This is a genomic window from Kosakonia sp. 1610, from assembly GCF_050435845.1.
Classification (GTDB): Bacteria; Pseudomonadota; Gammaproteobacteria; order Enterobacterales; family Enterobacteriaceae; genus Kosakonia; species Kosakonia cowanii.
Window position 1 is genome coordinate 95,835 of sequence record NZ_JBNDKZ010000006.1, and the last position, 25,997, is coordinate 121,831.

Consider the following 25,997-nt stretch of genomic DNA (forward strand, 5'->3'; position numbering starts at 1 on the left):
GTCACTGGAAGACACTCAACTCAAATCCCTTCAGATCGCCTTTTTCATCCCAGTTCAGCGGCCCTGTTTCGGTTTTAGCCCCGTTGGCTTTTAACGCGTTAATCAGGTCAGCGGCTTGTTTCAGCGCGCCCGGCGCAGCATCTCTCCACTATCCGGTTAATAACCACCGTAGTAGACAAAGACGATATTTTCTTTTTTTAGATGAGCGTTAAGCGCAGAAAAAACTACTTCCCCGACGGTAATACCTTTAAACAAGACCGCGTTGTCATGACCGGCTTTCAATCATTCCCGCGACAAATGCTTGCGCGTGCCTTTTCATGCCTGCTACCCCGTTCGTGATGTTGTGTGAAAATTTTGTTTTTATATGGTTAAAAAGCATTCTGTACTTTTAATGCACAATGCTATTTTTACCAGCGCCTTTAATGAGTTAGCGTGGTTTTTATAGATAAACCATACTAAATACTCTATTTTTCAGGCGATTAAGCAGAGATAATATTCTGTATTCAGCGCGAGATAAACATCTAAAAACGCGCCTTCCAGCATAAAATAACGGCAGTATACGCGGGAGAAAGCGCCATCAGTCAGGTTAAAATCCTGTCTCTTTTTCGATCTCTGATGTTTCCGGCTATACCAGTCGCTGCGCTAAAACTATTCACCTGTTGTATTAAAATTAAAAAAGTCTCCAGCCCCGGTAAGTGAAATTGTTTACACTCACACCCTGTTTCACCTTTTGGACAAACGGTAGATGAAATTAACCATTATCCGGCTGACCAGTTTCAGCGAGCAGGATCAGATTGATTTAGCGAAAATCTGGCCGGAATACTCCCCCGCCTCTCTCGATATTGACGATACGCACCGTATTTATGCCGCGCGGTTTAATGACCGCCTGCTGGCCGCCGTACGTGTGACGCTGCGCGGCACCGAAGGTGCGCTGGATTCGCTGCGTGTACGGGATGTCACTCGCCGTCGCGGCGTCGGGCAATACCTGGTGGAAGAGGTGATGCGCGATAACCCGGCGATGACCAGCTGGTGGATCGCAGATATCGGCGTTGAAGATCGCGCCGTGATGGCCGCCTTTGCACAAGCGCTCGGCTTTACCGCGCAGCAAGATGGCTGGGAAAAGCGCTAAAAATAGCGGGCAAGGTAAGCCATGCCTGAGCGCAATTTCATGTCGCAGGAAGTTGTTAATCCCCGGAAGCTTACAGGCGTAAGCAACCGGGGCGAATACAGCCAACGCACCTGCGGCGCGAAAGGCGACTAGCAAATATTCATCACTTCGCGTCGGTCGCGGTACCGTTCGCATGCCAGGTAAAGACGCCGAACTCAAAGCCCTTCAGATCGCCCTTCTCATCCCACGTCAGCGGCCCCATCACGGTTTCAACGGAGTGACCTTTCAGATAGGTGGCGATTTCAGCCGGATCGTCAGACTGGTTCAGGCCCGCAGCCAGCGACTGCAGCGCGGCGTAGGTGGTCCAGACAAACGCGCCGCTCGGATCCTGTTTCTTGCCTTTGATGGCATCCACAATCGGTTTGTTGGCCGGTACCTGATCGTAGTTCTTCGGCTTGGTGACTAACATCCCTTCGGCAGACTCACCGGCAATGTTAGAGAGTGAGACGTTCGCCACGCCTTCCGGTCCCATAAACTGGGTTTTCAGACCTGCCGCACGTGCCTGGCGCAGGATCTGCCCCATTTCCGGGTGGTAACCGCCGTAGTAAACAAAGTCGATATTCTCTTTCTTCAGACGCGCCACCAGCGTGGAGAAATCTTTTTCACCAGCGGTGATGCCGTCGAAGAAGACCACGTTGGCATTGCCTTTTTTCAGGCCATCCTGCACGGCGCGCGCCAGGCCTTCGCCATACTGCTGCTTATCATGAATGATAGCGATGCGTTTCGGCTTCACCTTATCGAGAATGTATTTCGCCGCCGTTGGGCCCTGGTCAGAGTCGAGGCCGGTGGTACGCAGCGTCAGTTTGTAACCGCGCGCGGTCAGCTCAGGGGCAGTAGCCGCAGGCGTGATCATCAGGATGCCTTCGTCTTCATAAATGTCGGACGCTGGCTGAGTGGAAGAGGAGCAGAGGTGGCCGATAACATATTTGATGCCGTCGTTAACCACTTTGTTGGCTACCGCTACCGCTTGTTTCGGGTCGCAGGCATCGTCATATTTCACCACGACCAGTTTGTCGCCTTTGACGCCGCCTTTTGCGTTGATATCGGCAACAGCCTGCTCAGCACCGGTAAATTCCTGATCGCCATACTGCGCAACCGGACCGGACATCGCACCGACAACGGCAACTTTGATATCTTTGGCGAATGCCACGTTGCTCATTGCTAACGCAATACATCCTGCCAGTAACGCTTTGCCCTTCATTTTCATCCTGAGTTTCCCCATTGTTATGGTTTTTGCAATTGTTGTGATGTTGTTATCTGGAATACTGCTTCGCTTATTACCCTAAGCAAAGAATATGATATTTGTTATTGTGCAGAATAGTGCCCTGTAAGCAGCATACTCTGCTAAAACATACCCCATTTTATGGAATAAGGAATAGCAATTTTGCAGGTTGTGCGGCAGAGCGATGCGAGAACGTGACCAAGCCGCCCATAAGGCGGCTGAATAATTACGACATTAGCGACCGCTGGATAATATCCAGTGCTTTTCGGAACTGCTCATCAGGAATGGTCAGCGGATAGAGGAAGCGGATAACGTTGCCATAGACGCCGCAGCTCAGCAGCAGCAACCCGGCCTGAAGCGCTTTATCCTGCACCTGTTTGGTGAATTCCGGCGACGGCGCGCCGGTTTGCGGATTCTGAAATTCGACCGCCACCATCGAGCCCTGTGCACGGATATCGGCAATATGCGGGCAGTGCGCTTTCGCATGGGTCAGCACTTCGACCAGATCTTTGCCCAGCTGGTTCGCGCGTTCGCACAATTTCTCCTCTTCAATCACATCCAGCACCGCATGCGCTGCCGCCACCGCCAGCGGGTTACCGGCATAGGTTCCGCCAAGGCCGCCAGGCGCAGGAGCATCCATCACTTCGGCACGTCCGGCAACTGCCGAGAGCGGTAAACCGCCGGCAAGGCTTTTCGCCATAGTCATGAGGTCGGGTTTGATGGCGTAGTACTCGCTGGCGAAGAGTTTGCCGGTGCGGGCAAAACCGCTCTGCACCTCGTCGATGATCAGCAGAATGCCGTGGCTGTCGCACAGGGCGCGCAGCGCCTGCATAAACTCTGGCGGAGCAATATTAAAGCCCCCTTCGCCCTGCACCGGCTCTAACAGGATTGCGGCGACCTGATCGGGCGCGATATCGGCTTTGAAGAGATGCGTCAGGCTTTGCAGCGCCTGTTCAGTGCTGACGCCGTGCAATTCATTTGGATAGTGGGCGTGATAAACCGAACCGGGAAACGGCCCGAAGCCGATTTTATAAGGCGCAACTTTTCCCGTCAGCGCCATGGTCATAAAGGTACGACCGTGAAAGCCGCCGCCGAAGGCGATAATGCCCGGACGTTTGGTATAAGCGCGGGCGATTTTCACCGCGTTTTCAACCGCTTCGGCGCCGGTAGAGAAGAAGGCGGTTTTCGCCGGGCCATCAATGGGAACCAGCGCGTTGATACGCTCGGCAAGCGAGACATAGCTTTCGTAAGGAACGATTTGGTACGCGGTGTGCGTAAAGGCCTGGAGCTGTTTTTCGACTGCTGCCATTACTTTTGGATGTCGATGGCCGGTGTTTAGCACCGCGATCCCGGCGGCAAAATCAATCACCTCGTTGCCTTCCACATCCCACAGCGTGGCGTTTTCTGCTTTCTCAGCGTAGAAGCCGCACATCACGCCAACCCCGCGCGGCGTCGCGGCTACACGCCGCTGATGTAATTCACTATTCTTCACCTTTTTCCCCTCTCTATGCCAACCCACAGAGTAAGTATATAGCGCCTTCGTTAAGACGACGTTTTAACCAGCGCCGGGAGTGAGAGGAAATTCAGATAATAAAAAACCGGGTGAGCTTTCGCTGACCCGGTCTGTTTGCGGCTGCCGCTTACGCTTCGATAGCGGCGCGCAGTTTTTTCATCGCGTTCTTTTCAAGCTGGCGTACGCGTTCAGCGGAAACACCGTAACGGTCGGCCAGCTCCTGCAGCGTGGACTTGTTATCTTCGTCCAGCCAGCGGGCGCGGATGATCTGCTGACTACGTTCGTCGAGACCCTGCATCGCATCGGTCAGCTTGTTGGCTGCCTGCTCTTCCCAGTTATCATCTTCAATGCCGTCAGCAAAGTTAGATGTTTTGTCCTGTAAGTAGAGCACTGGTGCCATCGGCTGGCCGTCCTGCGCATCGTCATCGGAAGACATATCAAACGTCATGTCCTGGGCCGCCATACGCGACTCCATTTCACGCACGTCTTTGCTGGTCACACCCAGTTCGCGGGCGACCATTTCGACTTCGTCCTGGTTAAACCAGCCGAGACGCTGTTTAGCCTTACGCAGGTTAAAGAACAGCTTCCGCTGTGCTTTGGTGGTCGCGACTTTCACGATACGCCAGTTGCGCAGCACATACTCGTGGATCTCAGCTTTGATCCAGTGCACGGCGAAAGAGACCAGACGCACACCGACTTCAGGATTGAAGCGGCGTACCGCTTTCATCAGGCCGATATTTCCTTCCTGGATCAGATCCGCCTGCGGCAGACCATAGCCCGAGTAGTTACGAGCAATATGAACAACAAAGCGCAGGTGAGACAGGATCAGCTTTTTCGCTGCTTCCAGATCGCCCTGGTAATGCAGCTTTTCAGCCAGCGCCCGCTCTTCATCAGCCGTCAACATCGGCCATGCGTTAGCGGCCCGGACGTAAGATTCCAGGTTGCCAACAGGGGCTAAAGCTAAAGTTTGCATTTCTTTGGTCATTCAAATCCTCTCAATTCACTATCAACTGGCGGCGGTCTGTCCCCATCAGGCAACAAACATGCCAGCATTTTTGAGCAACGAGAATAGCATTCACTTTTTTATCAGACAGTGATTTTATCCACAAGTTCCTTGTAGGCGTGTGAATAAATTACGCACAAATTGTGACATCCGGATGAACAGCCGACGCGGGGAACAGCAAGATAGTTGGATACGCTCTCCCTGCAACGGTATTCGTCATTGCAGGGGAGGAGTATACCAGAGAATCGTTAGTCCGGAGTAAAGTGACGTAAATGTTGCACTGTCGCCAGCCAGGCAGCAATCCAGCCAATCATCGAGCAGACCAGCAATAGCAGCAAACATTCATCGAAAGATAAGCCACTTAACTCAAACTGCGTGCCGAAGACCTTCGCCACATCCGTCACCGCCGACGAGAGTCGCATCACCAAAATTTCAGACAAAATGAGTGATAAAAACGCGCCGGAGAAGCCAAGCAACGCGCCGCCATAAAGGAACGGACGCAGAATAAATCCATCGGTTGCGCCAATCAACTTCTGCACATTAATAGTGTCACGGCGGGCAAAGATGCTGAGCCGCACGCTGTTGCCGATCACCAGGAAGACGGCGGCGATCATCAACACGCCAATCATGGCCGAAACGCGCCCGACCAGCCCGGTCAGCGCCGACAGACGTGCAAACCAGCTATCGTCCATACGCACTTCATCAATGCCCTGCACATGCGTGATGCGATCGCGCAGCGTGTTCAGCGCCTCGGTGCTCTGGAAATCAATTTTCGGCACCACCACCGCCACTGCCGGCAGCGGGTTCTCTTCCAGCATATCTAACGCGCCGCCAAAGCCGGACCAGTTACGAAACTCGCCGAGCGCATCTTCACGGGAGAGGTAGTTCACCTTCTCAACGCCCGGTTCGGACTGAAGCTGCCCGACCACCTGCTGCGCGGCGTTATCATCCAGCGATTTATCGAAGTAGACGGTGATTTGCGGCGAAGGGTAGTACTGCGACGCCGCATGGCTGACGTTTTTGTAGACCATATAGCAGACGCTCGGCAGCGTCAGCGAAATGGCAATCACCATCACTGTCAGGAACGTTGCCAGCGGTTTACTCTTCAGATCCTGCAGCGCGCCGTGCCAGGCGTAGCGCATCTGCTCGTTAAAAACATTGGTTTTACGCGAAGGCGGTCGGGGAGCCTGCTTGCTGCGCCTCGGTGCGCTGCGGCTCCCTTCGCCCGCCGCTGAGGAGGATTTGCGAAAACGGTCGAGCTTGCTGCCGAATTGTCGAATATGATTGATTGCGTCGCGCTTATTCACCCGCCAGGCCTCCATGCAAATGGCCGTCGCTCAGGCTCAGCATGCGGTACGAACGCCGGGAAATGAGCCCCATGTCGTGCGTCGCCATCAGTACCGTCACCCCAACGCGGTTAAACTCTTCAAACAGACGTAAAATCCCTTCAGACAGGGCTTCATCCAGGTTCCCGGTCGGTTCATCCGCCAGCAATACGGCAGGTTTATTCACCACCGCGCGGGCGATGCCCACACGCTGCTGCTCACCGCCGGAGAGCTGGATCGGGAAGCTTTTCGCTTTGTCGAGCAGCCCGACTTTATCCAGCGCCGCCGACACGCGACGGCGAATATCATCCCCGCTGGCACCGGCGATAATCAGCGGGATCGCGACGTTATCAAACACCGTGCGATCCATCAGCAGATGGTGATCCTGGAAAATCATGCCGATCTGGCGGCGCAAAAACGGCACTTCGCGGCTTTTCAGCCGGGAAATATCGTGGCCGCTGAAGAAGATTTTCCCGGCGCTTGGCCGTTCAATCCCACAGATCAGCTTCAGCAGGGTACTTTTCCCCGCGCCGGAGTGCCCGGTCAGAAACGCCATCTCGCCCTGCTGCAGGTGAAAAGTCACCCCCTGCAGCGCTTGTCTCCCACCGAGATAGGCTTTGCTGACATGTTCAAAGCGAATCATTGTTAATCCTCTCGGGCAAAAAGCGCCTCAATAAAATCGCCCGCATTAAACGGACGCAAATCTTCAATACGTTCGCCAACACCGATATAGCGGATTGGAATACCGAACTGATCCGCAACCGAGAAGATCACCCCGCCTTTCGCGGTGCCGTCAAGCTTGGTCAGCGTGATGCCGGTTAAACCGACCGCTTCGTGGAACAGTTTGGCCTGGCTTACCGCATTTTGCCCGGTGCTGGCATCAATCGTGAGCATCACTTCGTGCGGCGCGTTTTCATCAAGCTTCTTCATCACGCGCACAATCTTTTTCAGCTCTTCCATCAGGTGCGATTTATTCTGCAGACGACCGGCGGTATCCGCAATCAGCACATCGACATTACGCGCCTTCGCTGCCTGAATAGCATCAAAGATAACCGAAGCGGAATCCGCGCCGGTATGCTGGGCAATCACCGGAATATCATTGCGCTGGCCCCACACCTGCAACTGTTCAACCGCCGCTGCGCGGAAGGTATCGCCCGCCGCCAGCATCACCGATTTACCCTGCTGCTCAAACTGGCGCGCCAGCTTGCCGATGGTGGTGGTTTTACCGACGCCGTTAACGCCGACCATCAGAATAACGAACGGCGTTTTGCCTTCGACATTCAGCGGCTCGTCCACCTTCGCGAGGATCTCGCTCATCTCCTCTTTCAGCAGGCCATACAGCGCTTCCGCGTCGCGTAACTGCTTGCGGCTGGCCCCTTCCGTCAGGTTAGTGATGATTTTCCGCGTGGTTTCAACGCCGACATCGGCAATCAGCAGCTGCTCTTCCAGCTCTTCGAAGAGATCATCATCGATTTTTTTACCGCGGAACAGACTGATAAATCCGGAACCGAGATTCTCTTTTGTTTTCAGCAGGCTGCGCTTCAATCGTGCGAAGAAACCCTCTTTGGTCGGCTTCTCCTGCTCCTGAACCGGCTCGTCGACCGGCACAACCATCACCGCTTCTTCCGCCGCTTCGGCCGCCGGCGCATCCAGCTCTTGCTCGCTCGGCAGCGTCTCGTCTTCTATCTCTTCAACTTCTGGCTCGTCGACTTCAACGTCCGCCGTAACCAGCGGCTCGGCTTCGGCCTGCCACTCTTCGGCGTCAATGCTCTGTTCGCTGAGTTCTTCCGGCAGCGGCAGCGCCTCATGCTCAACGGCGGCAACGGGTGCTACTTCGATAATCTCTTCGACGGGTTCTTCAACAGCCGCTTCTTCTATAACCTGTTCTTCGGCAACCGGCTCTTCTGCAACGCGCTCTTCAGCAACAGGCTGCGGTGCCTCTTCATGCGCCAGCTGCTCGCTGACCTCGACAACCTCTTCGGCGAACTTTTCGCTGTCGGCGGCAGGCTCGGCAACCGGCGTCTCTTCTACCTGTTGTTCTGCCGTTTTCTGCTCTTCAGCTTGCGCCTCATCGGCCCGCTCTTTCTGCCCAAAGCCCAGCCAGGAAAAAAAGCCACGTTTCTTTTCATTTGCCATTGGCGACTACACTCCTCGCTGTTGATTCTATAGCGCAGCCTGTCTGCTCGACCAGGACTGAAATCATTGGTGAATTAGTCGGATAGTCTAACACTTTCCTTATCTCTCATCACGGCCTGAGGATTAGGGTTTAACGCAATTCATCCGCCCGCTAGAATAGCAGGCCGAAATGATGAGCAAAGCGAAGACCATGAAGAAACCCAACCGTGCCGCCAGCGGACAAATTCGTATTATTGGCGGGCAGTGGCGGGGCCGTAAATTACCGGTTCCCGACAGCCCAGGCCTGCGCCCGACCACCGATCGCGTGCGCGAAACCCTCTTTAACTGGCTGGCACCGTCAATGGTTGACGCCCGCTGTCTCGACTGCTTCGCGGGCAGCGGCGCGCTCGGGCTGGAAGCGCTCTCCCGCTACGCCGCCAGCGCGACGTTAGTTGAGATGGAGCGCAGCGTCGCCCAGCAGCTCCAGCAAAACCTCGCTACGCTTAAAGCCACCAACGCGAAAGTCGTTAACAGCAATACGCTGAACTTTTTAGCCGCAGCCGGCACGCCGCACACCATTGTGTTTATCGATCCGCCGTTTCGCAAAGGGATGCTGGATGACACCGTGCGTTTGCTGGAGAACAACGGCTGGCTGGCGGATGACGCGCTCATTTATATCGAGAGCGAAGTGGAAAATGGTTTACCGTCAGTGCCTGCGCACTGGCATTTACACCGGGAAAAAGTCGCGGGCCAGGTGGCTTACCGTTTGTATCACCGCGAAGCACAAGGAGAGAAGCATGCCGTTGCTGATTAATCTGGGCCGTCTGATGATGCTCTGCATCTGGGCCTTTCTGATCTTCAATCTGATCCACCCCTTTCCGCGCCCGTTGAATATTTTCGTCAACGTCGCGCTGGTTTTTACCTTCTTTATGCATGCCTTGCAGGCGACGATGATGAAAACCGCGCTGCCGAAAGAGGGGCCGCAAATGACCAAAGTCGAGCAGCTGCGCATTTTTCTTTTCGGCGTCTTTGAACTGCTGGTCTGGCAGAAGAAGCTGAAAGCAAAGAGATAACTCTGTCAGATTAAGTGGAATTGCAGGGCATTGGGGGAAGTTCGCATTGTCATCCCCCTTTTTACGCCACTACACTTGAGGGGAGAGTTTTACGCAACAATAACAGTTACAGGGACTTAATTATGCTGTGGTCATTTATTGCTGTCTGCTTTTCCGGCTGGTTGTACGTCGACGCTTCCTATCGTGGCCCGGTGTGGCAACGCTGGGTGTTCAAACCCGTAACCCTTCTGCTGTTACTCCTGCTCGCCTGGCAAGCGCCCATGTTCGACGCCATCAGCTATCTGGTGCTGGCGGGTCTGTGCGCCTCGCTGGTGGGCGATGCTCTGACGCTGCTGCCGCGCCAAAAGTTACTTTACGCTATCGGCGCTTTCTTCCTGGCCCATCTGCTTTATACCATCTACTTCGCCAGCCAGATGACGCTGACCTTCTTCTGGCCGCTGCCGCTGGTGCTGCTGGTGATTGGTGCCCTGCTGCTGGCGGTGATCTGGACGCGTCTCGAAGAGCTGCGCATGGCCGTCTCCACCTTTGTCGCCATGACGCTGGTCATGGTGTGGCTGGCCGGTGAGCTGTGGTTCTTCCGTCCGACCAGCCAGGCGCTGTCGGCATTTATCGGCGCGTCGCTGCTGCTTATCGGCAATATTGTCTGGCTCGGCAGCCACTACCGTAAACGCTTTAGCGCGGATAACGCCATCTCCTCTGCCTGCTACTTCGCAGGCCACTTCCTGATCGTTCGTTCGCTCTATATCTAAAGCGCTTGACTCTGGAGTCGACTCCAGAGTGTATCCTCCGGTTAATGAGAAAATTATCATTCACCGGAGGATGCGATGTCTGCTCCCGAACTCAAGAAAACACCGCACTTTGCCGCGCTTAAACTGCGCCCCGTTGCTGAAAGCAATGCCCCCTGTTGCAGCGATACAAGCTGTGAAACTCGTTCCGCGCCGGAAATAAACGCCGCAGGCGATCGCTTTAGCTGGCAAGTAAGCGGTATGGATTGCGCCGCCTGCGCCCGTAAAGTGGAAAACGCGGTGCGCCAGATCGAGGGCATCACCCAGGTGCAGGTCGCTTTTGCCACCGAAAAGCTGATTGTCATCGCGCAGAGTGATGTGCGCGAGCGCGTCGAAAAAGCCGTTCAAAACGCGGGCTACCAGCTTCGCAGCGAAAACAGCGCTCCCGCGCCTGCGCCTTCATCCCTGCGCGAAAACCTGCCGCTGATCCTGCTCATCGTCATGATGGCGCTAAGCTGGGGGCTGGAGCAGTTCAATCACCCCTTCGGCCAGGCAGCCTTTGTTCTCACCACGCTGGTCGGTTTGTGGCCGATTGCCCGCCAGGCCGTGCGCCTGATGAGAAGCGGCAGCTGGTTCGCCATCGAAACCTTAATGAGCGTGGCGGCGATTGGCGCGCTGTTTATCGGCGCAACCGCCGAAGCGGCGATGGTGCTGCTGCTGTTTTTAATTGGCGAACGGCTTGAAGGCTGGGCCGCCAGCCGCGCGCGCAAAGGCGTAAGCGCACTGATGGCGTTAAAACCTGACAGCGCCATTCGCATGCGTAACGGCGTGCGTGAAACTATCCCTGCCAGACAGCTGCAACCCGGCGATACTATTGAAGTCCCGGCGGGCGGGCGTTTACCGGCAGATGGCCGCCTTATCTCGCCGTTCGCCAGTTTTGATGAGAGTGCCTTAACCGGCGAGTCACTGCCCGTCGAGCGCAGCGCGGGCGAAAGCGTGCCCGCAGGTGCTACCAGCGTCGATCGGCTGATTACCCTCGAAGTCGTGTCAAAAGCGGGCGAAAGCGCTATCGACCGCATCCTGAAACTGATTGAGGAGGCGGAAGAGCGCCGCGCGCCCATTGAGCGCTTTATCGATCGCTTCAGCCGTATTTATACGCCGACAATTATGGCCGTGGCGCTGCTGGTGGCGGTGGTTCCCCCCCTGCTCTTTTCCGCTCCGTGGCTGGAGTGGGTCTATAAAGGGCTGGCGCTGCTGCTGATTGGCTGCCCCTGCGCGCTGGTGATCTCTACCCCCGCGGCCATCACCTCCGGGCTGGCCGCCGCCGCGCGTTGCGGCGCGCTGATCAAAGGCGGCGCGGCGCTGGAGCAGCTCGGCACCCTGCGTCAGGTGGCGTTTGATAAGACCGGTACCCTGACCCTCGGCAAACCGCAGCTGGTCGCCATTCAGGCATTTCCGGCTACAGAGGAGCAGGAACTGCTGGCGCTCAGCGCCGGGGTTGAGCAGGGCTCGACGCACCCGCTGGCGCTGGCGATTGTGCAGGAGGCGCAGCGTCGTGGCATCGCTATTCCGCAGGCCGACGGGCAGCGCGCGCTGGCCGGGAAGGGTATTGAAGCGCGTATCGGCGCGCATGACATTCACATCTGCGCACCGGAAAAGGTGCCAGCGGGCCTGCTTAATGACGCCGGGCGCAAGCAGATTGAGCAGCAGGAAGCACAAGGGCAAACGGTGGTAGTGGTTCTGCGCGATAACGTCGTCATCGGTACGCTGGCGCTACAGGACACCCTGCGCGACGATGCAAAAGCCGCGGTGGCGGAACTGCATGCCCTTGGCATCACGGGGGTGATCCTCACCGGCGATAACCCGCGGGCAGCGGCAGCGATTGCCGGAGAACTGGGGCTGGAGTTTCGCGCCGGGCTGTTGCCGGAAGATAAAGTCAGCGCCGTGCGCGCGCTGAATGAAGCGGCTCCGCTGGCGATGGTCGGCGACGGCATCAACGATGCCCCGGCGATGAAGGCGGCAACAATTGGCATTGCAATGGGCAGCGGTACCGATGTCGCGCTGGAGAGCGCCGATGCGGCGTTAACCCATAACCGGCTCTCCGGACTTGGGCAGATGATCCGCCTGGCGCGCGCCACGCACCGTAATATTCGTCAGAACATCGCCATTGCGCTGGGGCTGAAGGGGATCTTCCTGGTCACCACGCTTTTGGGGATCACCGGATTATGGCTGGCGGTGCTGGCGGATACCGGCGCAACGGTGCTGGTGACAGCCAACGCGCTGCGCCTGTTACGTCGCAAAGATTAGTGGCTTTTACGCACTAAATAGCGGTAGGGCAGCGTGTCGGTTTGATCGGCAACCAGCTCATGTTCCATAAAACGGCAGAAGCCGGGAATATCGCGGGTGGTTGCCGGATCGTCGGCGATAATCAGTACAGTTTCGCCAACCTGCATGTTACGCACGGTTTTGCGCACCATCATTACCGGCTCCGGGCAGCGCAGGCCAAGGGCATCAAGAGTGTGGTCGGCGGTAGAAAACGGATCGCTCATCTTCATCTCACAAGTGAAAAAACCGCCCTAGTTTACGCTGCCATTTTCCGGGCGCAAGGGAGGTTAACGATTGCGTTAAAATTAGCCGTTGCATCGCGCGATGATTGCAGTATCATGCGGCGGCTTCTGCCTGGCAGAGCATAAATTGAACTGGGTTCCCTCACCCCATTTACCAAAAAGGTCACAATATGACGCACTTTTCCAACGCACAGCGCATGAAGGCGCTGGTTTGGCTATCGCTTTTCCACCTGCTGGTGATTATCTCCAGCAACTATCTGGTGCAGCTCCCGGTCGCCATTTTCGGCTTCCACACCACATGGGGCGCATTCAGTTTTCCGTTTATCTTTCTGGCAACGGATCTCACCGTGCGCATCTTCGGCGCGCCTTTAGCACGGCGGATTATTTTTGCCGTGATGGTGCCCGCCCTGCTCGCCTCTTACGTTATCTCATCGCTGTTTTATATGGGCAGCTGGCAAGGTTTCGGCGCACTCGCCCACTTTAACCTGTTTGTGGCGCGTATCGCCGCCGCCAGCTTTATGGCCTATGCGCTGGGGCAGATCCTTGATGTACACGTCTTTAACCGCCTGCGCCAGAGCCGCCGCTGGTGGCTTGCGCCAACGGCCTCGACCATTTTTGGTAACGCCAGCGATACGGTGGCCTTCTTCTTTATCGCCTTCTGGCGCAGCCCGGATCCCTTTATGGCGCAGCACTGGACCGAAATCGCGCTGGTGGATTACAGCTTCAAGGTACTTATCAGCATCGCCTTCTTCCTGCCGATGTACGGCGTGCTGTTGAATATGTTGCTGAAAAGACTGGCAGACAAATCTGAAATCTCGGCATTACAGGCAGGTTAAAGGTACGACTTATCAGTTGTGATAATATGGAACAACAAGCCATTATGGCTGTTTATTGAAAGGATGAAGTCAATGCGCAATCTGGTGAAATATGTCGGTATTGGCCTGCTGGTGATGGGGCTGGCTGCCTGTGATAACAGCGACAGCAAGAAGCCCGTACAGGGTGCCGCCGCAGAGAGTAACGCCTCCGGCCAGCCGGTGACCCTGCTCGACGGTAAACTCAGCTTCTCGCTGCCTGCGGATATGACCGATCAGAGCGGCAAGCTGGGTACGCAATCCAACAACATGCACGTCTACTCTGACGCCACTGGCCAGAAAGCGGTGATTGTGATTGTTGGTGATAACACGCAGGAAGATCTGAGCGTGCTGGCGAAACGTCTGGAAGATCAGCAGCGCAGCCGCGACCCGCAGTTGCAGGTCGTGACCAACCGTGCGATTGAGCTGAAAGGGCAGACTCTGCAACAGCTCGACAGCGTGATCTCCGCCAAAGGCCAGACCGCATGGTCCTCCGTGGTGCTGGGGAAAATTGATAACCACCTGGTTACCCTTCAGGTGACGCTGCCGGCGGAAAATCAGCAGCAGGCGCAAACTGCTGCCGAGAACATTATCAACACCATCGTGGTGAAATAACGCCGCAACACTCGAAAAGAGAAAGGGAACCTGCGGGTTCCCTTTTTTATGCCAGCCCGGATAAGCGTTTACGCGTTATCCGGTACTCTCTGCTTTAACCGCCACGCCAACAGCAGCGCAACCGCCACCAGCCCGGCGGCAGCAAGATAAATAGATGAGACGCCCGCCCAGGCCATCAGCAGCCCTGCCAGCGGGCCGGTCACACCTAGCGAGAGATCCATAAACACTGTATAGGTCGCCAGCGCCGAGCCCTGATTGTGCCGCGGCACCGCTTTTACCGCCACCACCCCCAGCGCCGGGAAGACCAGTGAGAAACCGGCCCCGGTCAGGAAAACGCCCAGTTTCACCATCCACGGATCGACCGCCAGGCCCACCAGCAGCAGCCCGCAGGTCTCCACCGCAAAGCAGATCAGCGCCACATTGAGGCCGCCAAAGCGGTTGATACCATTGGGAAACAGCAGCCGTGCGCCAACAAACGCCACGCTGAAGAGCGTCAGAGCGAACGCCGCCCCATCCCAGCCTCTGGCATCGTAATAGAGGGTAATAAAGGTAGCGATCACGCCAAAACCGGCCGAACCGAGGGCCAGCGCCATCCCGTAGAGCCAGACGCGCCCGAGCACGGCGCGAAACGGCAGCGGTTTGCCTTTGCTGGCTTTCACCGCCGCGCGCGGTAGCGCAAGCAGCACCGCCAGCAGCGCGACAGCCATAATCGTCAGCGCCAGCCCGTGCAGGCCGCCATAGTGATAGCAGAGCACGCCGAGCGGTGCGCCAATCGCCATCGCCCCGTAGGTGGCAATACCGTTCCACGAGATCACGCGCCCGATATGCACTGAACCGACCACGCCGACGCCCCACAGCGTCGCGCCGGTACCGGCAAAACTCTGGCCGATGCCTAAAATCACCCGCCCAAGGCAGAGCAGTACCAGGCTCAACACGCCAGACTGCATTCCCGCCAGCAGATAGCACAGCCCGCTGAGAAACGCGCCGCAGAGGCCGAAAATCACCACTTTTTTTGGCCCCAGCAGATCGGCATAGCGCCCGGCATGCGGGCGGCTGAGCAGCGTGGCGAAGTACTGAAGACTTATCACCAGCCCCGCCCAGAAGGCGCTGTAGCCCATCACGTCATGGACAAACCCGGGCAACACCGCCAGCGGTAAACCGATGGTGAGATAGCTGGCGAAGTTAAAAATTACGACGGACAAAATCCGCAGATTGAGGCGCAATCCGCTCGGCGCCGGTTCAGCGCGGTGTTCAGGCATCAGAATTTACTCAGATTTTTTACAACAGTATTTCACTATTACCACGACACAAGGTAGAAAGCAGCACGACTTTAAGATTATCTCTGTCAGGCGAAGGTGGCGCGGCGCACTACACTTACTGGCAATAAGAAAAAAAAGGAATTAATCATGATGCAACCTCAGCCAGACCGGGCGGGCCTCCACATTCTTCTCAAACTGGCGTCACTGGTGGTAATACTCGCCGGTATCCACGCCGCAGCCGATATTATTGTGCAACTCCTGCTGGCGCTCTTCTTCGCCATTGTTCTCAACCCGCTAGTGACCTGGTTTCTGCGACGCGGCATCAAGCGCCCGGCCGCCATTGCCATTGTGGTAGTAGTGATGCTGGTCTTTCTGACCGCGTTACTCGCCGTGCTTGCCGCGTCGATGAACGACTTTATGACCCTGCTGCCGAAGTACAACCGCGAGCTGACACGCAAGTTTTTGCAGCTGCAGGACGCGCTGCCGTTCCTGCATCTGCATCTCTCCCCGGAGCGCATGCTGCAACGCATGGACTCGGACCGCATGATGTCTTTCGCCACTACCATGGCGACACAGTTATCGAATGCGATGGCAAGCGTCGTGCTGCTGGTGATGACAGTGGTGTTTATGCTGTTTGAAGTGCGCCACGTGCCCTACAAAATGCGCTTCGCCCTGAATAATCCACAGATCCATATCGCTGGCCTGCACCGCGCGCTGAAAGGGGTGTCGCACTACCTGGCGCTGAAAACGCTGCTCAGCGTCTGGACCGGGCTGATTGTCTGGGTCGGGCTGGTGGCGCTGGATGTGCAGTTTGCGCTGATGTGGGGCGTGCTCGCCTTCTTGCTGAACTACGTGCCGAATATCGGGTCGGTGATCTCCGCCATTCCGCCAATGATCCAGGCCCTGCTGTTCAACGGCACTTATGAGTGCCTGTTAGTCGGTGCCCTCTTCCTGGTGGTGCACATGCTGATTGGCAACATCCTTGAACCGCGCATGATGGGCCACCGCCTCGGCATGTCGACGCTGGTGGTGTTCCTCTCGTTATTAATCTGGGGATGGCTGCTCGGCCCGGTGGGGATGCTACTCTCGGTGCCGCTCACCAGCGTGTGCAAAATCTGGATGGAGACCACCACCGGCGGCAGCAAGCTGGCGATTATGCTTGGCCCAGGCCGACCGAAATCGCGATTACCCGGTTAAGCTCTACTGCGGGCGGGCAGGAAGATAACCAGCACGCCCGCCACAATCAGCGCCACGCCAAACGCACCGCGCAGCGTGAAGGGTTCATGCCAGCCAGGCAGCCAGATGGCGGCGGCCCACACCAGAATGTAACTCAGGCTGAGCAGAGCATACGCTTTGCTCAGCGCCATCCGGTGCAGGGCCAGATACCAACAGCCCATTGACGCTACATAGCCCATCAACCCCAACAGCAGCGCCAGCGTGCCAGCCTGTGTGTGCAGCAGCGCCAGCAAAAAGCCGCGCAGATCGGTTAACGGCGGCAGCGACAGCATGCCATCACGCAGTAACAGTTGCGCCCCGCTCACCAGCAGCACGCTAAGAAGCGCCCAGTGTAGCCCCTTCATAATGAACTCCCGAGCAGCGCCACACCGGCAATAATCAACATCAGGCCAAAGGCATGGCGCAACGTAATGCGCTCATGCCAGATCGCCCTCGCCGCCAGGGTCACCCAGACAAAATTGAGGCTCAGCATCGGGTAGGCGACGCCGACCGGAATGCGCTGCAACACCAGCAGCCACAGCACCATTCCCGCACCCAGCGCCAGCAGTGCCAGCGCCAGCCACAGACCAACGTGCCTGCCGCGCGATGCCCCGCTCGCCGGGCGCGTCGCCTGCTTCTGGCACAGCTGCCCAAGGCAGCTCAACAGGCTGGCCGCGCCGAGCCAGATCCAGCTACTCATTGCGGAAAGTACTGCAATAACACCATCCGCCCCTGCTGATAGACGTTATCCGGCTTTGGAATGGGTAGACGCATAAACTCATCGGCCTGCGACTGATGCAGCACCAGGGAAACAATTCCCTGCTGGCGATGCCCGGCCAGCCAGTCGGTGAAATCACGCTCGGCGACAAAGCGCCCTTTCGCATCAGGATAATCCAGGCCATAAGCCAGCTCACCGCGCGAACCGAACAGCAGAATATCGCTGCGCTTCAGCTCCCAGGCGAGTCCGGAGGCGACGCCAGGATTATCCGACAGCACATAGCGGCTCTCCGCCAGCGCATCATCAATACAGGCGATCAGGAACTGCGGCTGTTTGGAATCCATCACTTTATCCGGAATGGCAAACCCCACCAGCAGCGCCAGCGTCAGTGGCGAAAGCGCGGCGAAGAACCAACGCTCGGCGCTGGCCCTGAAGGTAAACAGCCCGACCAGCGCCCACATCAGGAAGATAAAGGCAGCGAGCGCGGCTTTATAATCTTCGATCGGCAGCCAGACGGGATGCTTCAACATCCCCCATGGCGACACCACCAGCGCGGCGATCGCGCCAGTGACCCCGAAAGCGATATTGATCCCGGCGTTGATGCGCAGCACTTTCACGCTCGCGGCGGTGCGCGCATAACGCGCCATCAATATCGCCAGCGGCGCAAAGCAGGGCAGAATATAGGTCAGCAATTTTCCCTGGGCGATGCTGAAGAAGATCAGCGGCATCACCACCCAGCCGAGCAGGTAGAAAGCATCACTGCGCGCCCGCCAGCCGGTTTTCAGCGCACCGGGCAGTAGCCCAAGCCACGGCAGCGAACCGGCAAGCAAACAGGGAATGTAGTACCAGAACGGCGCTTTATGCTGCGCGTCATCCTGGGCAAAGCGCTGAATATGCTCCACCCAGAAGAAGTAGCGCCAGAAATCAGGCTCGCGCGCCGCAATGGTCAGCCCCCACGGCAGCACCGTCAGCACGCACGCCAGCACCGCAAGCCAGCCCCAGATCAGCACCTCTTTCCAGCGCCGCTGCGCAATTACCCACGGCAACACGCCGATAACCGGCAGCGCCAGCGCCAGGAACCCTTTGGTCATCACCCCCATGCCGCAGGCGATACCGAGCAGCAGATAGCCGCCCGCTTTCCCGCGTCTGCTGGTGGCCTGCGCCGCCAGCCAGAAGCTGAACATCGCCAGCGTCATCCACAAGGCGATCATCGGATCCAGCACGGCATAGGTACCGACACCGTACACCAGCAATACGGTCAGGTAGATCACGCCCGAGAGCAGCGCCGTCGCTTTGTCGCGCCACATTTTCCACGCTAACGCACCAACCAGAAGAGCGGAAACGGCGGTGGAGAAGACCGCGCCAAAGCGTACCGCGAAGTTGTTGTGACCAAATACCCACTGCGCAAGGGTGTTGATCCAGTACCCGGCGATCGGTTTTTCAAAATAGCGCAGCCCGAGGAAATGGGGCACCATCCAGTCGCCGCTTTGCAACATCTCGCGGCTGATCTCCGCATAGCGGGTCTCGTCCGGTTGCCAGAGCAGGCGATACTCCAGCGGCGCAAGGTAATAAAGGGCAAACAGCGCCAGCAGCGCTAAACCATAATGAACAGGTTTCATCGTTGTGCACTCAACAGTTTTTGGCATCCCAGCCACCCTTCGCGGCCAACCACTTCGCCGCGTACCACTTTGCCGGGCGGCAGTGTCGTGACATCGTCCGGTAGCAACTGCCCCAGCGGGCAAAAGGTAATCTCCTCCTGCACTGCCAGCGTCAGCAGCTGATCAAACGCATCGGCGCCGATAATCCCCTCCACTTCGGCATGGATGGTGTAGACCGGCGTACCCTGGGCGCGATGCATGCGATCGAGGATAAAGCGGTTGAAGCCCTCGGCGCTCACCGAAGAGCCAACGACCTCATCCCAGGTGGGTAACGAAACGGGGATTTGTGGCGCGGCGTAGACATTTTCCGCCAGTTGCGGGCGAAAAGGCTGGCTACCGCGACAGTCGCTGTTATAGCGGAACGGGAAGACCGCTTTCGCCTTGACTACCCGCTGATCCGCCCGCCAGCCCGCCGCCGCCGAGCAGGTAACCGGCTGGCCGATAATCCGCTCCAGCGCCGAGAGACCGCGTGCAATCTCCGTCTCCAGCCGCGCCTGATCCCAGACGCCGCTCCAGCTTTGCCAGGCGTGGTGATCCCAGGCGTGCAGCCCCACTTCATGCATACGCGCCGTCTGGCGAATGATCTCTGCATTGGCATCGCCAATAATGCGCCCCGGCCAGGCGGTACCCGCCAGCAGAATATCCCAGCCATATAGCGACGCCGCGCGCGAGCGCAGCATCTTCCAGAAAAATTTCGGCTTCAGCAGACGCCAGATATGCCGCCCCATATTGTCCGGGCCGACGCTAAAAAAGACGCTCGCCTGGATCTGGTGCTTCTCCAGCAGCTGTAGCAGACGCGGCATGCCCTGCTGCGTGCCGCGAAAGGTATCGACATCAATACGTAAGCCGATTTTTTTCATGCTTATTGCTCATCCGTCAGTTCGACCGTACGCAGGAAGAAGTCGAGCGTCTCGTCAACCGTCTGGCGCATTGCCACCGTCGGCTCCCACTGCAGGCAGCGTTTGGCGTTGCGAATGCTCGGTTTGCGGTGCTCAACATCCTGGTATCCTTTACCGTAATAGCTGCTGCTCTCGACGTCACGGAAACCGGCAAAAGGCGGGAAGCGGTGGCGCAGCGGATGCTGCTCAAAGCTCTCCAGCAGCATCTCGGCAAGCTCCTTGATACTGGCTTCGTTCTCCGGGTTGCCGATATTGATAATCTCCCCGTCGCAGCGGCCGTCGCGGTTTTCAATAATGCGGAACAGCGCTTCGATACCATCGCTGATATCAGTAAAGCAGCGCTTCTGTTTTCCGCCCTCAACCAGCTTGATCGGCGAGCCTTCCACCAGGTTGAGGATCAACTGAGTGATGGCGCGGGAGCTGCCGATGCGCGCGGCATTGAGGTTATCCAGACGCGGGCCCATCCAGTTAAACGGACGGAAGAGCGTAAACCGCAGCCCCTCTTTCTCGCCGTATGCCCAAATTACACGGTCAAGAAGCTGTTTCGACACCGAGTAGATCCAGCGCTGTTTGCTTACCGGCCCGACCACCAGGTTCGAGTTATCCTCATCAAACACTTTGTCGGTGCACATGCCGTACACTTCCGAGGTCGACGGGAAGATGATGCGTTTGTTGTACTTCACGCAGTCGCGGATGATCTTCAGGTTCTCTTCAAAATCGAGCTCGAAGACGCGCAGCGGGTTACGGGTGTACTCAATCGGCGTGGCGATCGCCACCAGCGGCAGCACCACGTCGCATTTTTTAATGTGGTACTCGATCCATTCGGAATGGATGCTGATATCACCTTCGACAAAGTGAAAACGCGGGCAGTCGAGAAAACGACCGATGGCGTCGGAACCGATGTCGAGGCCGTAAATCTCGTAGTTATCGTCGCGCAGCAGGCGCTCGGTCAGGTGGTTGCCGATAAAACCGTTTACCCCAAGGATCAGCACGCGGGTGCGGCGTTTTACTGCAACTACCGGTTTGCTGCTCAACAGCGCTCCGGCCACCAGCCCCAGCGACTGCGCCAGCTGCGCGCCCTGCATATAAACGCCTTTCTCAGTCTGGCCGGTCATCACCTCCAGCGCCCCCTCGCCGCAGGCGATAATCAGCGGCGCGACGGAGATAACGGTTCCCGCTCGCGCTGGCGCCACGTCGCTGCGCACGCGGGATTTCCAGACGATAAATTTGTGCGTGCCAACAAAGCTGAACGCGCCCGGCCACGGATCGCTCACCGCGCGCACCAGGTTGTGCAGGGTTTGTGCCGGTTTTTCCCACTCCAGCCGCCCATCTTCTGGCGTGCGGCGGCCAACATAGCTCGCTTTGCTCTCATCCTGCGCGGTTTCGCTGAAGGTGCCGTTTTTCAGCGTCGGTAAAGCGCCTTCCAGCAGATGTTTGGCGCTCTCGGTCAGTTTACGGTGCAGCGACAGCGCGTCATCGGCGTCGGCAATCTCGACCGCGCGCTGGGCGATGATCGCTCCGGCATCCGCGCGGGAGATCATCCGGTGCAGCGTGACGCCGGTTTGCGTTTCGCCATTCACCAGCACCCAGTTCAGCGGTGCGCGTCCGCGATAGGCGGGCAGCAGTGAACCGTGCAGGTTAAACGCGCCGATGCGCGCGCTGTTCAAAATCGCTTCGCCGAGCAGGTTACGGTAGTAGAACGAGAAAATAACCTCCGGCTTCATCTCGGCAATGCGGTCAACCCACAGCGGATGGTTAACGTCATCCGGGGCATAAACCGGAATACCGCGCTCGGCGGCAAGGCGTGCTACCGAGCTAAAAAAGGCGTTTTCCTGTGCGTTGTCGGCATGGGTAAAAATGGCCGCAATATCAAACCCGGCGTCCAGTAAGGCCTGTACGCCGACGCATCCCATATCGTGATAAGCAAAAACAACGGCTTTCATTGGTTCTTTTCCTCTTGCGAAACGTCATGATCCTGGCGGACAACACGTTGAATAAAGTAGCGGGGACGGGCGCGCACATCGTTATAGATGCGCCCGATATACTCCCCAAGCAGGCCCATGCCGATAAACTGTGCGCCGATAAAGGTGAAGAGAATGGCGAAGAGCGTGAATACCCCTTCTCCCGCCCACTGCGCGCCAAACGCCAGCCGCAAAATGACCAGCAGCAGTGACAGCGAAAAGCCAAACAGGGCAATGGCGCTGCCAAACACGCTGAGCAGGCGCAGCGGCGTGGTGGTCAGGCAGGTCACCAGGTCGTACATCAGGTTAATCAGGCGCATAAAGCTGTATTTCGAGTCGCCAAATTCGCGCTCGGCGTGCTGCACCGGGATCTCAACCGCCCGGCGGGCAAAGGTATTGGCGAGGATCGGGATAAAGGTGCTGCGCTCGTGGCAGCGCAGCATCGCGTCAACGATATGGCGGCGATAGGCGCGCAGCATGCAGCCGTAGTCGCCCATCGCTTTCCCGGTAGCGCGCTGGATCAGGTGGTTAACGCCGCGCGACGCCAGCTTGCGAAACAGGCTGTCCTGGCGGTTTTGCCGCACGGTGCCCACCACGTCATACCCTTCGTTGGCTTTCGCCACCAGCCGCGGGATCTCTTCCGGCGGGTTTTGCAGATCCGCATCCAGAGTAATAACCAGATCGCCGGTAACATGGCTGAAACCGGCCATGATCGCCGAGTGCTGGCCGTAGTTGCGGTTGAGCAGCACCGCGACGATATGGCTGTCGGGCTGCTCTGCCGCGTCGGTCAGCATACGCGCAGAGTCATCGCTGCTGCCGTCATCCACCAGCAGGATTTCGTAATCGATACCGATTTGCGCGCAGCTGGTGGTGGTGCGGCGGATCAGCTCCGGCAGGCTCTCCTGTTCGTTATAAACCGGGATCACCACCGAGACTTTTTCAATAATCGGGAGGGTGAACATATCAGCAGCCTGCGATCTGTTTAAGCGCGTCAATGACGCGGGTTGTGTCGTCATGGGTCATATCCGGAAAAAGCGGCAGGGAACAGATACGCGCGCTGTTCCACTCCGTGTTGGGAAGATCGATCGGGAAGTTTTCGCGGTAGTACTTCTGGGTATGCGCCGCACGAAAATGGAGGCCGGTGCCAATACCCTGCGCTTTTAGCCGCTCCATCAATGCGTCGCGGGAGAGGCCGCAGCGCTGCTCGTCGACGCGAATAATAAACAGATGCCAGGCGTGCTGATGCGGCCACGACGGCAGCGCCAGCGGCTGAAACGGCGTCGCTGCCAGTTCAGTCAGATAACGGTGGGCAATTTCCTGACGGCGGGCGTTGGCGGCAGGCAGTTTGTCGAGCTGCACCAGTGCAATAGCGGCGTTGATATCCGCCAGGTTGTATTTAAAGCCCGGCGAAATCACCTCAGCCTGCGGCGCACGGCCGTGGGTCTGGCGGTCATAGGCATCAACGCCGAGGCCATGAAACTTCAGGCTGCGAATGCGGTTTGCCAGCGCTTCGTCATCGGTCACCACCAGCCCGCCTTCGGCGCAGGTCATATTTTTGATGGCGTGAAAGGAGAAGATTGCGCAACCGCGCGCGCCAACGTGGTGGCCTTTGTAGTAGGTGCCCGCCGCATGCGCCGCATCTTCAATCACCGGAATGCCGTACTTTTCACCGAGGGCGTGGATGGCATCGATATCCACCGGCGCGCCGGCGTAGTGCACTGGCACAATTGCTTTGGTACGCGGCGTGATTGCCGCTTCGATCGCCTCGGGTGTCACCATCAGCGTGTCGCGATCGACATCGATCATCACCGGCGTCGCGCCGAGCAGCACGATCATGTTGAGGGTGGAGACCCAGGTCATTGAGGGAGTAATCACTTCATCGCCCGCACCAATACCCAGCGCCATTAACGTGACATGCATCCCCGCCGTGGCGGAGCTGACGGCAATGGCGTGCTGGTTGCCGGTCAGTGTGCAAAACGCGGCTTCAAGTGCCTGATTCTTCGGCCCGGTGGTGATCCAGCCCGACGCCAGCACGTGCTGAATGGCGGCAAGTTCATCCTCTCCCATCGATGGGCGTGAAAAGGGTAAAAATTCACTCATCATTTTTTCCTGGCATCAACGGCATATTAAAAAACTGCCACAGTGAAACATGTAATGGGAATAAAATGGCGCACAAAACTTAAATGAAAATAGAATGAACCTACGATTTCAGTGTTTTTTACCGAAAAGGTGATAATGGTGAGGGTAGCAATAAAAGATTAGGAGAAGATTAAGAAAATAACCTTCAGATAAAAATATAAAAACCTTTAAAAACATAACGATATATAATACAGCAGGTTTGTTATACTGTGATTCCTGTCAAAAAAGTGCAATAAAAAACGCCCATTCAGTCAATGAACGGGCGTTATCTTAATTATTTAAACGGAATGACAACAAAGCAAAAATAGTCTTATTTTTCTGCAAACAATTATTTCATTAGCCACAACGTTAATAGCGTCATAAATGTGAAACTATTCTGATAAGTTTCGCGGGAAATTAGCCGGTAATTCACTGGCCGGGCAGGCAATCACCTGCTCATTATTCTCGCCGCAGTCGCGCACAAAGGTGATGGTGGCAAACTCATCAATCACTTCTGTCGGGTAAGCGGGGCCTGCCTCGCGCAGGGATTCCATCAGCGCAATATGCTCGTTCTGGAAGCAGACGGTTTTCTCCGGATTGTTGATCACCCAGCGCGGGAAGAAGATGGTGCCGTGGAACAGGCGATCGCCGAGGTTGGCAATCAGGCTGACGTCGGTACCGGTCGGCTCAGTCCAGGAAATTTTATAGATACTCTCACCGACGCGAACGATATAGACCCGCTGATCTTTCACCCAGCGGTTCGCCACGATCCCGCTGTGAATGCGGTAATCAATGGTGTTGGCATTTTTAACATACAGCTCGTAGTTCCAGCCATTATCGTAGGTGTAGACCAGATGTTTACCGACAAAGCCACTCAAATCATGTTTATCAAAGCTGCTCATATCTCATCTCCTCTTGTTGTTGAGGAGATCGTACCTCTGCAAAAAACCAATGAATAACGCTATATTTGCATCAAATTCATTCAAAAATTAGATGAGTCATGCACAAGAGCACGCTGGAACAATGGTCGCTGCTGCAAAAAGTGGTCGAACTGGGCAGCTTTGCTAAAGCGGCGGAAGAGACACACCGCAGCCAGTCTTCGGTCAGCTATAACCTGGCGCTCCTGCAGGAGCGGCTCGGCGTTGCGCTGCTGGTGCCGGAGGGGCGACGGGCGGTGCTGACACCTGCGGGCGAACTGCTGCTCAGCCAGGTGAAGCCGCTGCTGAAAGCGTTTGAGTGGGTAGAGACCCGCGCCGCCACGCTGCGAAATGGCATGCGCACCCGGCTGGATCTGGTGGTCGATAGCATCTTTCCGCGCGCGCGGCTGTTCGCCATCCTGCGCCAGTTCCAGCACTGTTACCCGCAAACCCAGGTACGCCTAACCGAAGTGCTGGAGACCGCTCCGGACGATGCGCCAAGCTACGCGCAGGCGGATGTGATGGTGCTGACCCGCCGCCAGGATATGACCGGGCGCGGCGAGTGGCTGATGAATATCGATTTTGTTTGCGTGGCGCACCGCGATCACCCTCTCAGCGCGGCGCAGCAGGTGAGCGAAGCGATGCTCGCCGCCTGGCCGCAGATCCGCATCGCCGAAAGCGACGCCCGCCAGACGCCTGTTGCGCAGGAGGCGTGGACCTTTTCCACCATTGATGCCGCCATTGAGGCGGTGCAGTATCAGGTCGGTTACGGCTGGCTGCCGCAGGAGCGTATTGCGCCGCTGCTGGCAAGCGGGCAGTTGAAAGCGCTGCCGCTTAACCACGGCGCGCGGCGCGCCACGCCGCTGCATCTGATCGTCAAAAAGGATCTCGCCCCGCTCGATGAGCAGGTAGAGATGTTGTTGCAACTGTTTAAAGCGCAGTAAGGGAAGATGCCCGGTGGCGCTGCGCTTACCGGGCCTACGTATTCCGCGCGCGTATCCATCCGGCAATCCTCATCCGCCTGCCCAAAATTAATCCCGCGCAACCGCCCGCCGTTTGATCTAAAACATCTCAT

The 25,997-nt window shown here is 57.1% G+C and carries 25 protein-coding genes and 1 pseudogene; 9 read left to right on the forward strand and 17 right to left on the reverse strand.

Annotated elements, in window-relative coordinates:
• Position 1: 1 nt before the first annotated feature.
• Positions 2–282, reverse strand: a pseudogene (locus ABIC80_RS16805) (hypothetical protein); the annotation flags it as partial.
• A 463-nt stretch (positions 283–745) separates the two neighbouring features.
• On the opposite strand from ABIC80_RS16805, the gene panM reads away from it, so the two are divergent.
• A complete protein-coding gene (panM, locus tag ABIC80_RS16810; protein WP_094422424.1) occupies positions 746–1,129 on the forward strand; it encodes an aspartate 1-decarboxylase autocleavage activator PanM in 384 nt (127 codons plus the stop codon).
• Between the two features lie 142 nt (positions 1,130–1,271).
• Here panM and ABIC80_RS16815 read toward each other — a convergent pair whose 3' ends face one another.
• The 6 genes from ABIC80_RS16815 to ftsY all read right to left on the reverse strand — a co-directional run bounded on the left by ABIC80_RS16815 (position 1,272) and on the right by ftsY (position 8,367).
• The gene (locus ABIC80_RS16815; protein WP_139569052.1) at positions 1,272–2,375 is read right to left on the reverse strand and encodes a branched-chain amino acid ABC transporter substrate-binding protein; all 1,104 of its coding nucleotides are present in this window, start codon (positions 2,373–2,375) and stop codon (positions 1,272–1,274) included.
• A 241-nt stretch (positions 2,376–2,616) separates the two neighbouring features.
• Positions 2,617–3,882: a 4-aminobutyrate--2-oxoglutarate transaminase gene (locus ABIC80_RS16820; protein ID WP_429177873.1), complete on the reverse strand. Its 1,266-nt coding sequence runs from the start codon at positions 3,880–3,882 to the stop codon at positions 2,617–2,619.
• Between the two features lie 148 nt (positions 3,883–4,030).
• On the reverse strand, positions 4,031–4,888 hold the full coding sequence (gene rpoH / locus ABIC80_RS16825) for an RNA polymerase sigma factor RpoH (RefSeq protein WP_023482062.1): 858 nt from the start codon (positions 4,886–4,888) through the stop codon (positions 4,031–4,033).
• A gap of 266 nt (positions 4,889–5,154) precedes the next feature.
• Positions 5,155–6,213: a permease-like cell division protein FtsX gene (gene ftsX, locus ABIC80_RS16830; RefSeq protein ID WP_429177875.1), complete on the reverse strand. Its 1,059-nt coding sequence runs from the start codon at positions 6,211–6,213 to the stop codon at positions 5,155–5,157.
• Positions 6,206–6,874 carry a cell division ATP-binding protein FtsE gene (gene ftsE, locus ABIC80_RS16835; protein ID WP_023482101.1) on the reverse strand — a complete coding sequence of 223 codons (669 nt, stop codon included), beginning with the start codon at positions 6,872–6,874 and terminating at the stop codon, positions 6,206–6,208. Before ftsE ends, ftsX begins: the two co-directional genes overlap by 8 nt.
• A gap of 2 nt (positions 6,875–6,876) precedes the next feature.
• Complete coding sequence (gene ftsY / locus ABIC80_RS16840; RefSeq protein ID WP_429177876.1) at positions 6,877–8,367, reverse strand: signal recognition particle-docking protein FtsY; 1,491 nt, start codon at positions 8,365–8,367, stop codon at positions 6,877–6,879.
• A 190-nt stretch (positions 8,368–8,557) separates the two neighbouring features.
• Here ftsY and rsmD point away from each other — a divergent pair, with 190 nt between their 5' ends.
• From rsmD to zntA, 4 genes are all read left to right on the forward strand, one after another.
• The gene (gene rsmD / locus ABIC80_RS16845; RefSeq protein WP_094423010.1) at positions 8,558–9,160 is read left to right on the forward strand and encodes a 16S rRNA (guanine(966)-N(2))-methyltransferase; all 603 of its coding nucleotides are present in this window, start codon (positions 8,558–8,560) and stop codon (positions 9,158–9,160) included.
• Positions 9,150–9,419 (forward strand): DUF1145 family protein, encoded by a 270-nt coding sequence (locus ABIC80_RS16850; protein ID WP_223284346.1) that lies wholly within the window; start codon positions 9,150–9,152, stop codon positions 9,417–9,419. The genes rsmD and ABIC80_RS16850 overlap by 11 nt, the downstream gene beginning before the upstream one ends.
• 122 nt (positions 9,420–9,541) lie before the next feature.
• On the forward strand, positions 9,542–10,168 hold the full coding sequence (locus ABIC80_RS16855) for a lysoplasmalogenase (RefSeq protein WP_023482129.1): 627 nt from the start codon (positions 9,542–9,544) through the stop codon (positions 10,166–10,168).
• Positions 10,169–10,243: 75 nt separating this feature from the next.
• Entirely contained in the window at positions 10,244–12,451 is a 2,208-nt protein-coding gene (zntA, locus tag ABIC80_RS16860; protein WP_429177877.1) for a Zn(II)/Cd(II)/Pb(II) translocating P-type ATPase ZntA, read from the forward strand.
• On the opposite strand, the gene tusA is transcribed toward zntA, so the two are convergent.
• The gene (gene tusA / locus ABIC80_RS16865; protein WP_042713262.1) at positions 12,448–12,693 is read right to left on the reverse strand and encodes a sulfurtransferase TusA; all 246 of its coding nucleotides are present in this window, start codon (positions 12,691–12,693) and stop codon (positions 12,448–12,450) included. The two genes, zntA and tusA, sit on opposite strands and share 4 nt — an antisense overlap.
• A gap of 188 nt (positions 12,694–12,881) precedes the next feature.
• Between tusA and ABIC80_RS16870 the strand changes: the two genes are divergently transcribed.
• Together ABIC80_RS16870 and ABIC80_RS16875 are read left to right on the forward strand one after the other, a co-directional pair.
• The gene (locus ABIC80_RS16870) at positions 12,882–13,547 is read left to right on the forward strand and encodes a 7-cyano-7-deazaguanine/7-aminomethyl-7-deazaguanine transporter (protein WP_042713185.1); all 666 of its coding nucleotides are present in this window, start codon (positions 12,882–12,884) and stop codon (positions 13,545–13,547) included.
• A gap of 72 nt (positions 13,548–13,619) precedes the next feature.
• A complete protein-coding gene (locus ABIC80_RS16875) occupies positions 13,620–14,177 on the forward strand; it encodes a DcrB family lipoprotein (protein ID WP_042713186.1) in 558 nt (185 codons plus the stop codon).
• Between the two features lie 68 nt (positions 14,178–14,245).
• Here ABIC80_RS16875 and ABIC80_RS16880 read toward each other — a convergent pair whose 3' ends face one another.
• Positions 14,246–15,436: an MFS transporter gene (locus ABIC80_RS16880; protein ID WP_429177878.1), complete on the reverse strand. Its 1,191-nt coding sequence runs from the start codon at positions 15,434–15,436 to the stop codon at positions 14,246–14,248.
• A gap of 147 nt (positions 15,437–15,583) precedes the next feature.
• Between ABIC80_RS16880 and ABIC80_RS16885 the strand changes: the two genes are divergently transcribed.
• Positions 15,584–16,633 carry an AI-2E family transporter gene (locus tag ABIC80_RS16885; RefSeq protein ID WP_200580559.1) on the forward strand — a complete coding sequence of 350 codons (1,050 nt, stop codon included), beginning with the start codon at positions 15,584–15,586 and terminating at the stop codon, positions 16,631–16,633.
• Here the strand turns inward: ABIC80_RS16885 and arnF are convergent.
• The 8 genes from arnF to ABIC80_RS16925 form a co-directional block, all read right to left on the reverse strand.
• Complete coding sequence (arnF, locus tag ABIC80_RS16890) at positions 16,630–17,016, reverse strand: 4-amino-4-deoxy-L-arabinose-phosphoundecaprenol flippase subunit ArnF (RefSeq protein ID WP_429177879.1); 387 nt, start codon at positions 17,014–17,016, stop codon at positions 16,630–16,632. The two genes, ABIC80_RS16885 and arnF, sit on opposite strands and share 4 nt — an antisense overlap.
• Positions 17,013–17,351 (reverse strand): 4-amino-4-deoxy-L-arabinose-phosphoundecaprenol flippase subunit ArnE, encoded by a 339-nt coding sequence (gene arnE / locus ABIC80_RS16895; RefSeq protein ID WP_429177881.1) that lies wholly within the window; start codon positions 17,349–17,351, stop codon positions 17,013–17,015. The genes arnF and arnE overlap by 4 nt, the downstream gene beginning before the upstream one ends.
• Positions 17,348–18,988 (reverse strand): lipid IV(A) 4-amino-4-deoxy-L-arabinosyltransferase, encoded by a 1,641-nt coding sequence (gene arnT / locus ABIC80_RS16900; protein WP_429177883.1) that lies wholly within the window; start codon positions 18,986–18,988, stop codon positions 17,348–17,350. The genes arnE and arnT overlap by 4 nt, the downstream gene beginning before the upstream one ends.
• Positions 18,985–19,887, reverse strand: a complete 903-nt coding sequence (arnD, locus tag ABIC80_RS16905; RefSeq protein ID WP_429177885.1) for a 4-deoxy-4-formamido-L-arabinose-phosphoundecaprenol deformylase — start codon at positions 19,885–19,887, stop codon at positions 18,985–18,987. Before arnD ends, arnT begins: the two co-directional genes overlap by 4 nt.
• 2 nt (positions 19,888–19,889) lie before the next feature.
• Positions 19,890–21,869: a bifunctional UDP-4-amino-4-deoxy-L-arabinose formyltransferase/UDP-glucuronic acid oxidase ArnA gene (gene arnA, locus ABIC80_RS16910; protein WP_429177887.1), complete on the reverse strand. Its 1,980-nt coding sequence runs from the start codon at positions 21,867–21,869 to the stop codon at positions 19,890–19,892.
• Positions 21,866–22,849, reverse strand: a complete 984-nt coding sequence (gene arnC, locus ABIC80_RS16915; RefSeq protein ID WP_094422440.1) for an undecaprenyl-phosphate 4-deoxy-4-formamido-L-arabinose transferase — start codon at positions 22,847–22,849, stop codon at positions 21,866–21,868. Before arnC ends, arnA begins: the two co-directional genes overlap by 4 nt.
• Before the next feature lies 1 nt (position 22,850).
• Positions 22,851–23,987 (reverse strand): UDP-4-amino-4-deoxy-L-arabinose aminotransferase, encoded by a 1,137-nt coding sequence (arnB, locus tag ABIC80_RS16920; protein WP_312424327.1) that lies wholly within the window; start codon positions 23,985–23,987, stop codon positions 22,851–22,853.
• Between the two features lie 410 nt (positions 23,988–24,397).
• Positions 24,398–24,907 (reverse strand): phenolic acid decarboxylase, encoded by a 510-nt coding sequence (locus ABIC80_RS16925; RefSeq protein ID WP_042713196.1) that lies wholly within the window; start codon positions 24,905–24,907, stop codon positions 24,398–24,400.
• Between the two features lie 98 nt (positions 24,908–25,005).
• Here ABIC80_RS16925 and ABIC80_RS16930 point away from each other — a divergent pair, with 98 nt between their 5' ends.
• Positions 25,006–25,866: a LysR family transcriptional regulator gene (locus ABIC80_RS16930; RefSeq protein WP_023482027.1), complete on the forward strand. Its 861-nt coding sequence runs from the start codon at positions 25,006–25,008 to the stop codon at positions 25,864–25,866.
• Positions 25,867–25,997: the final 131 nt, after the last annotated feature.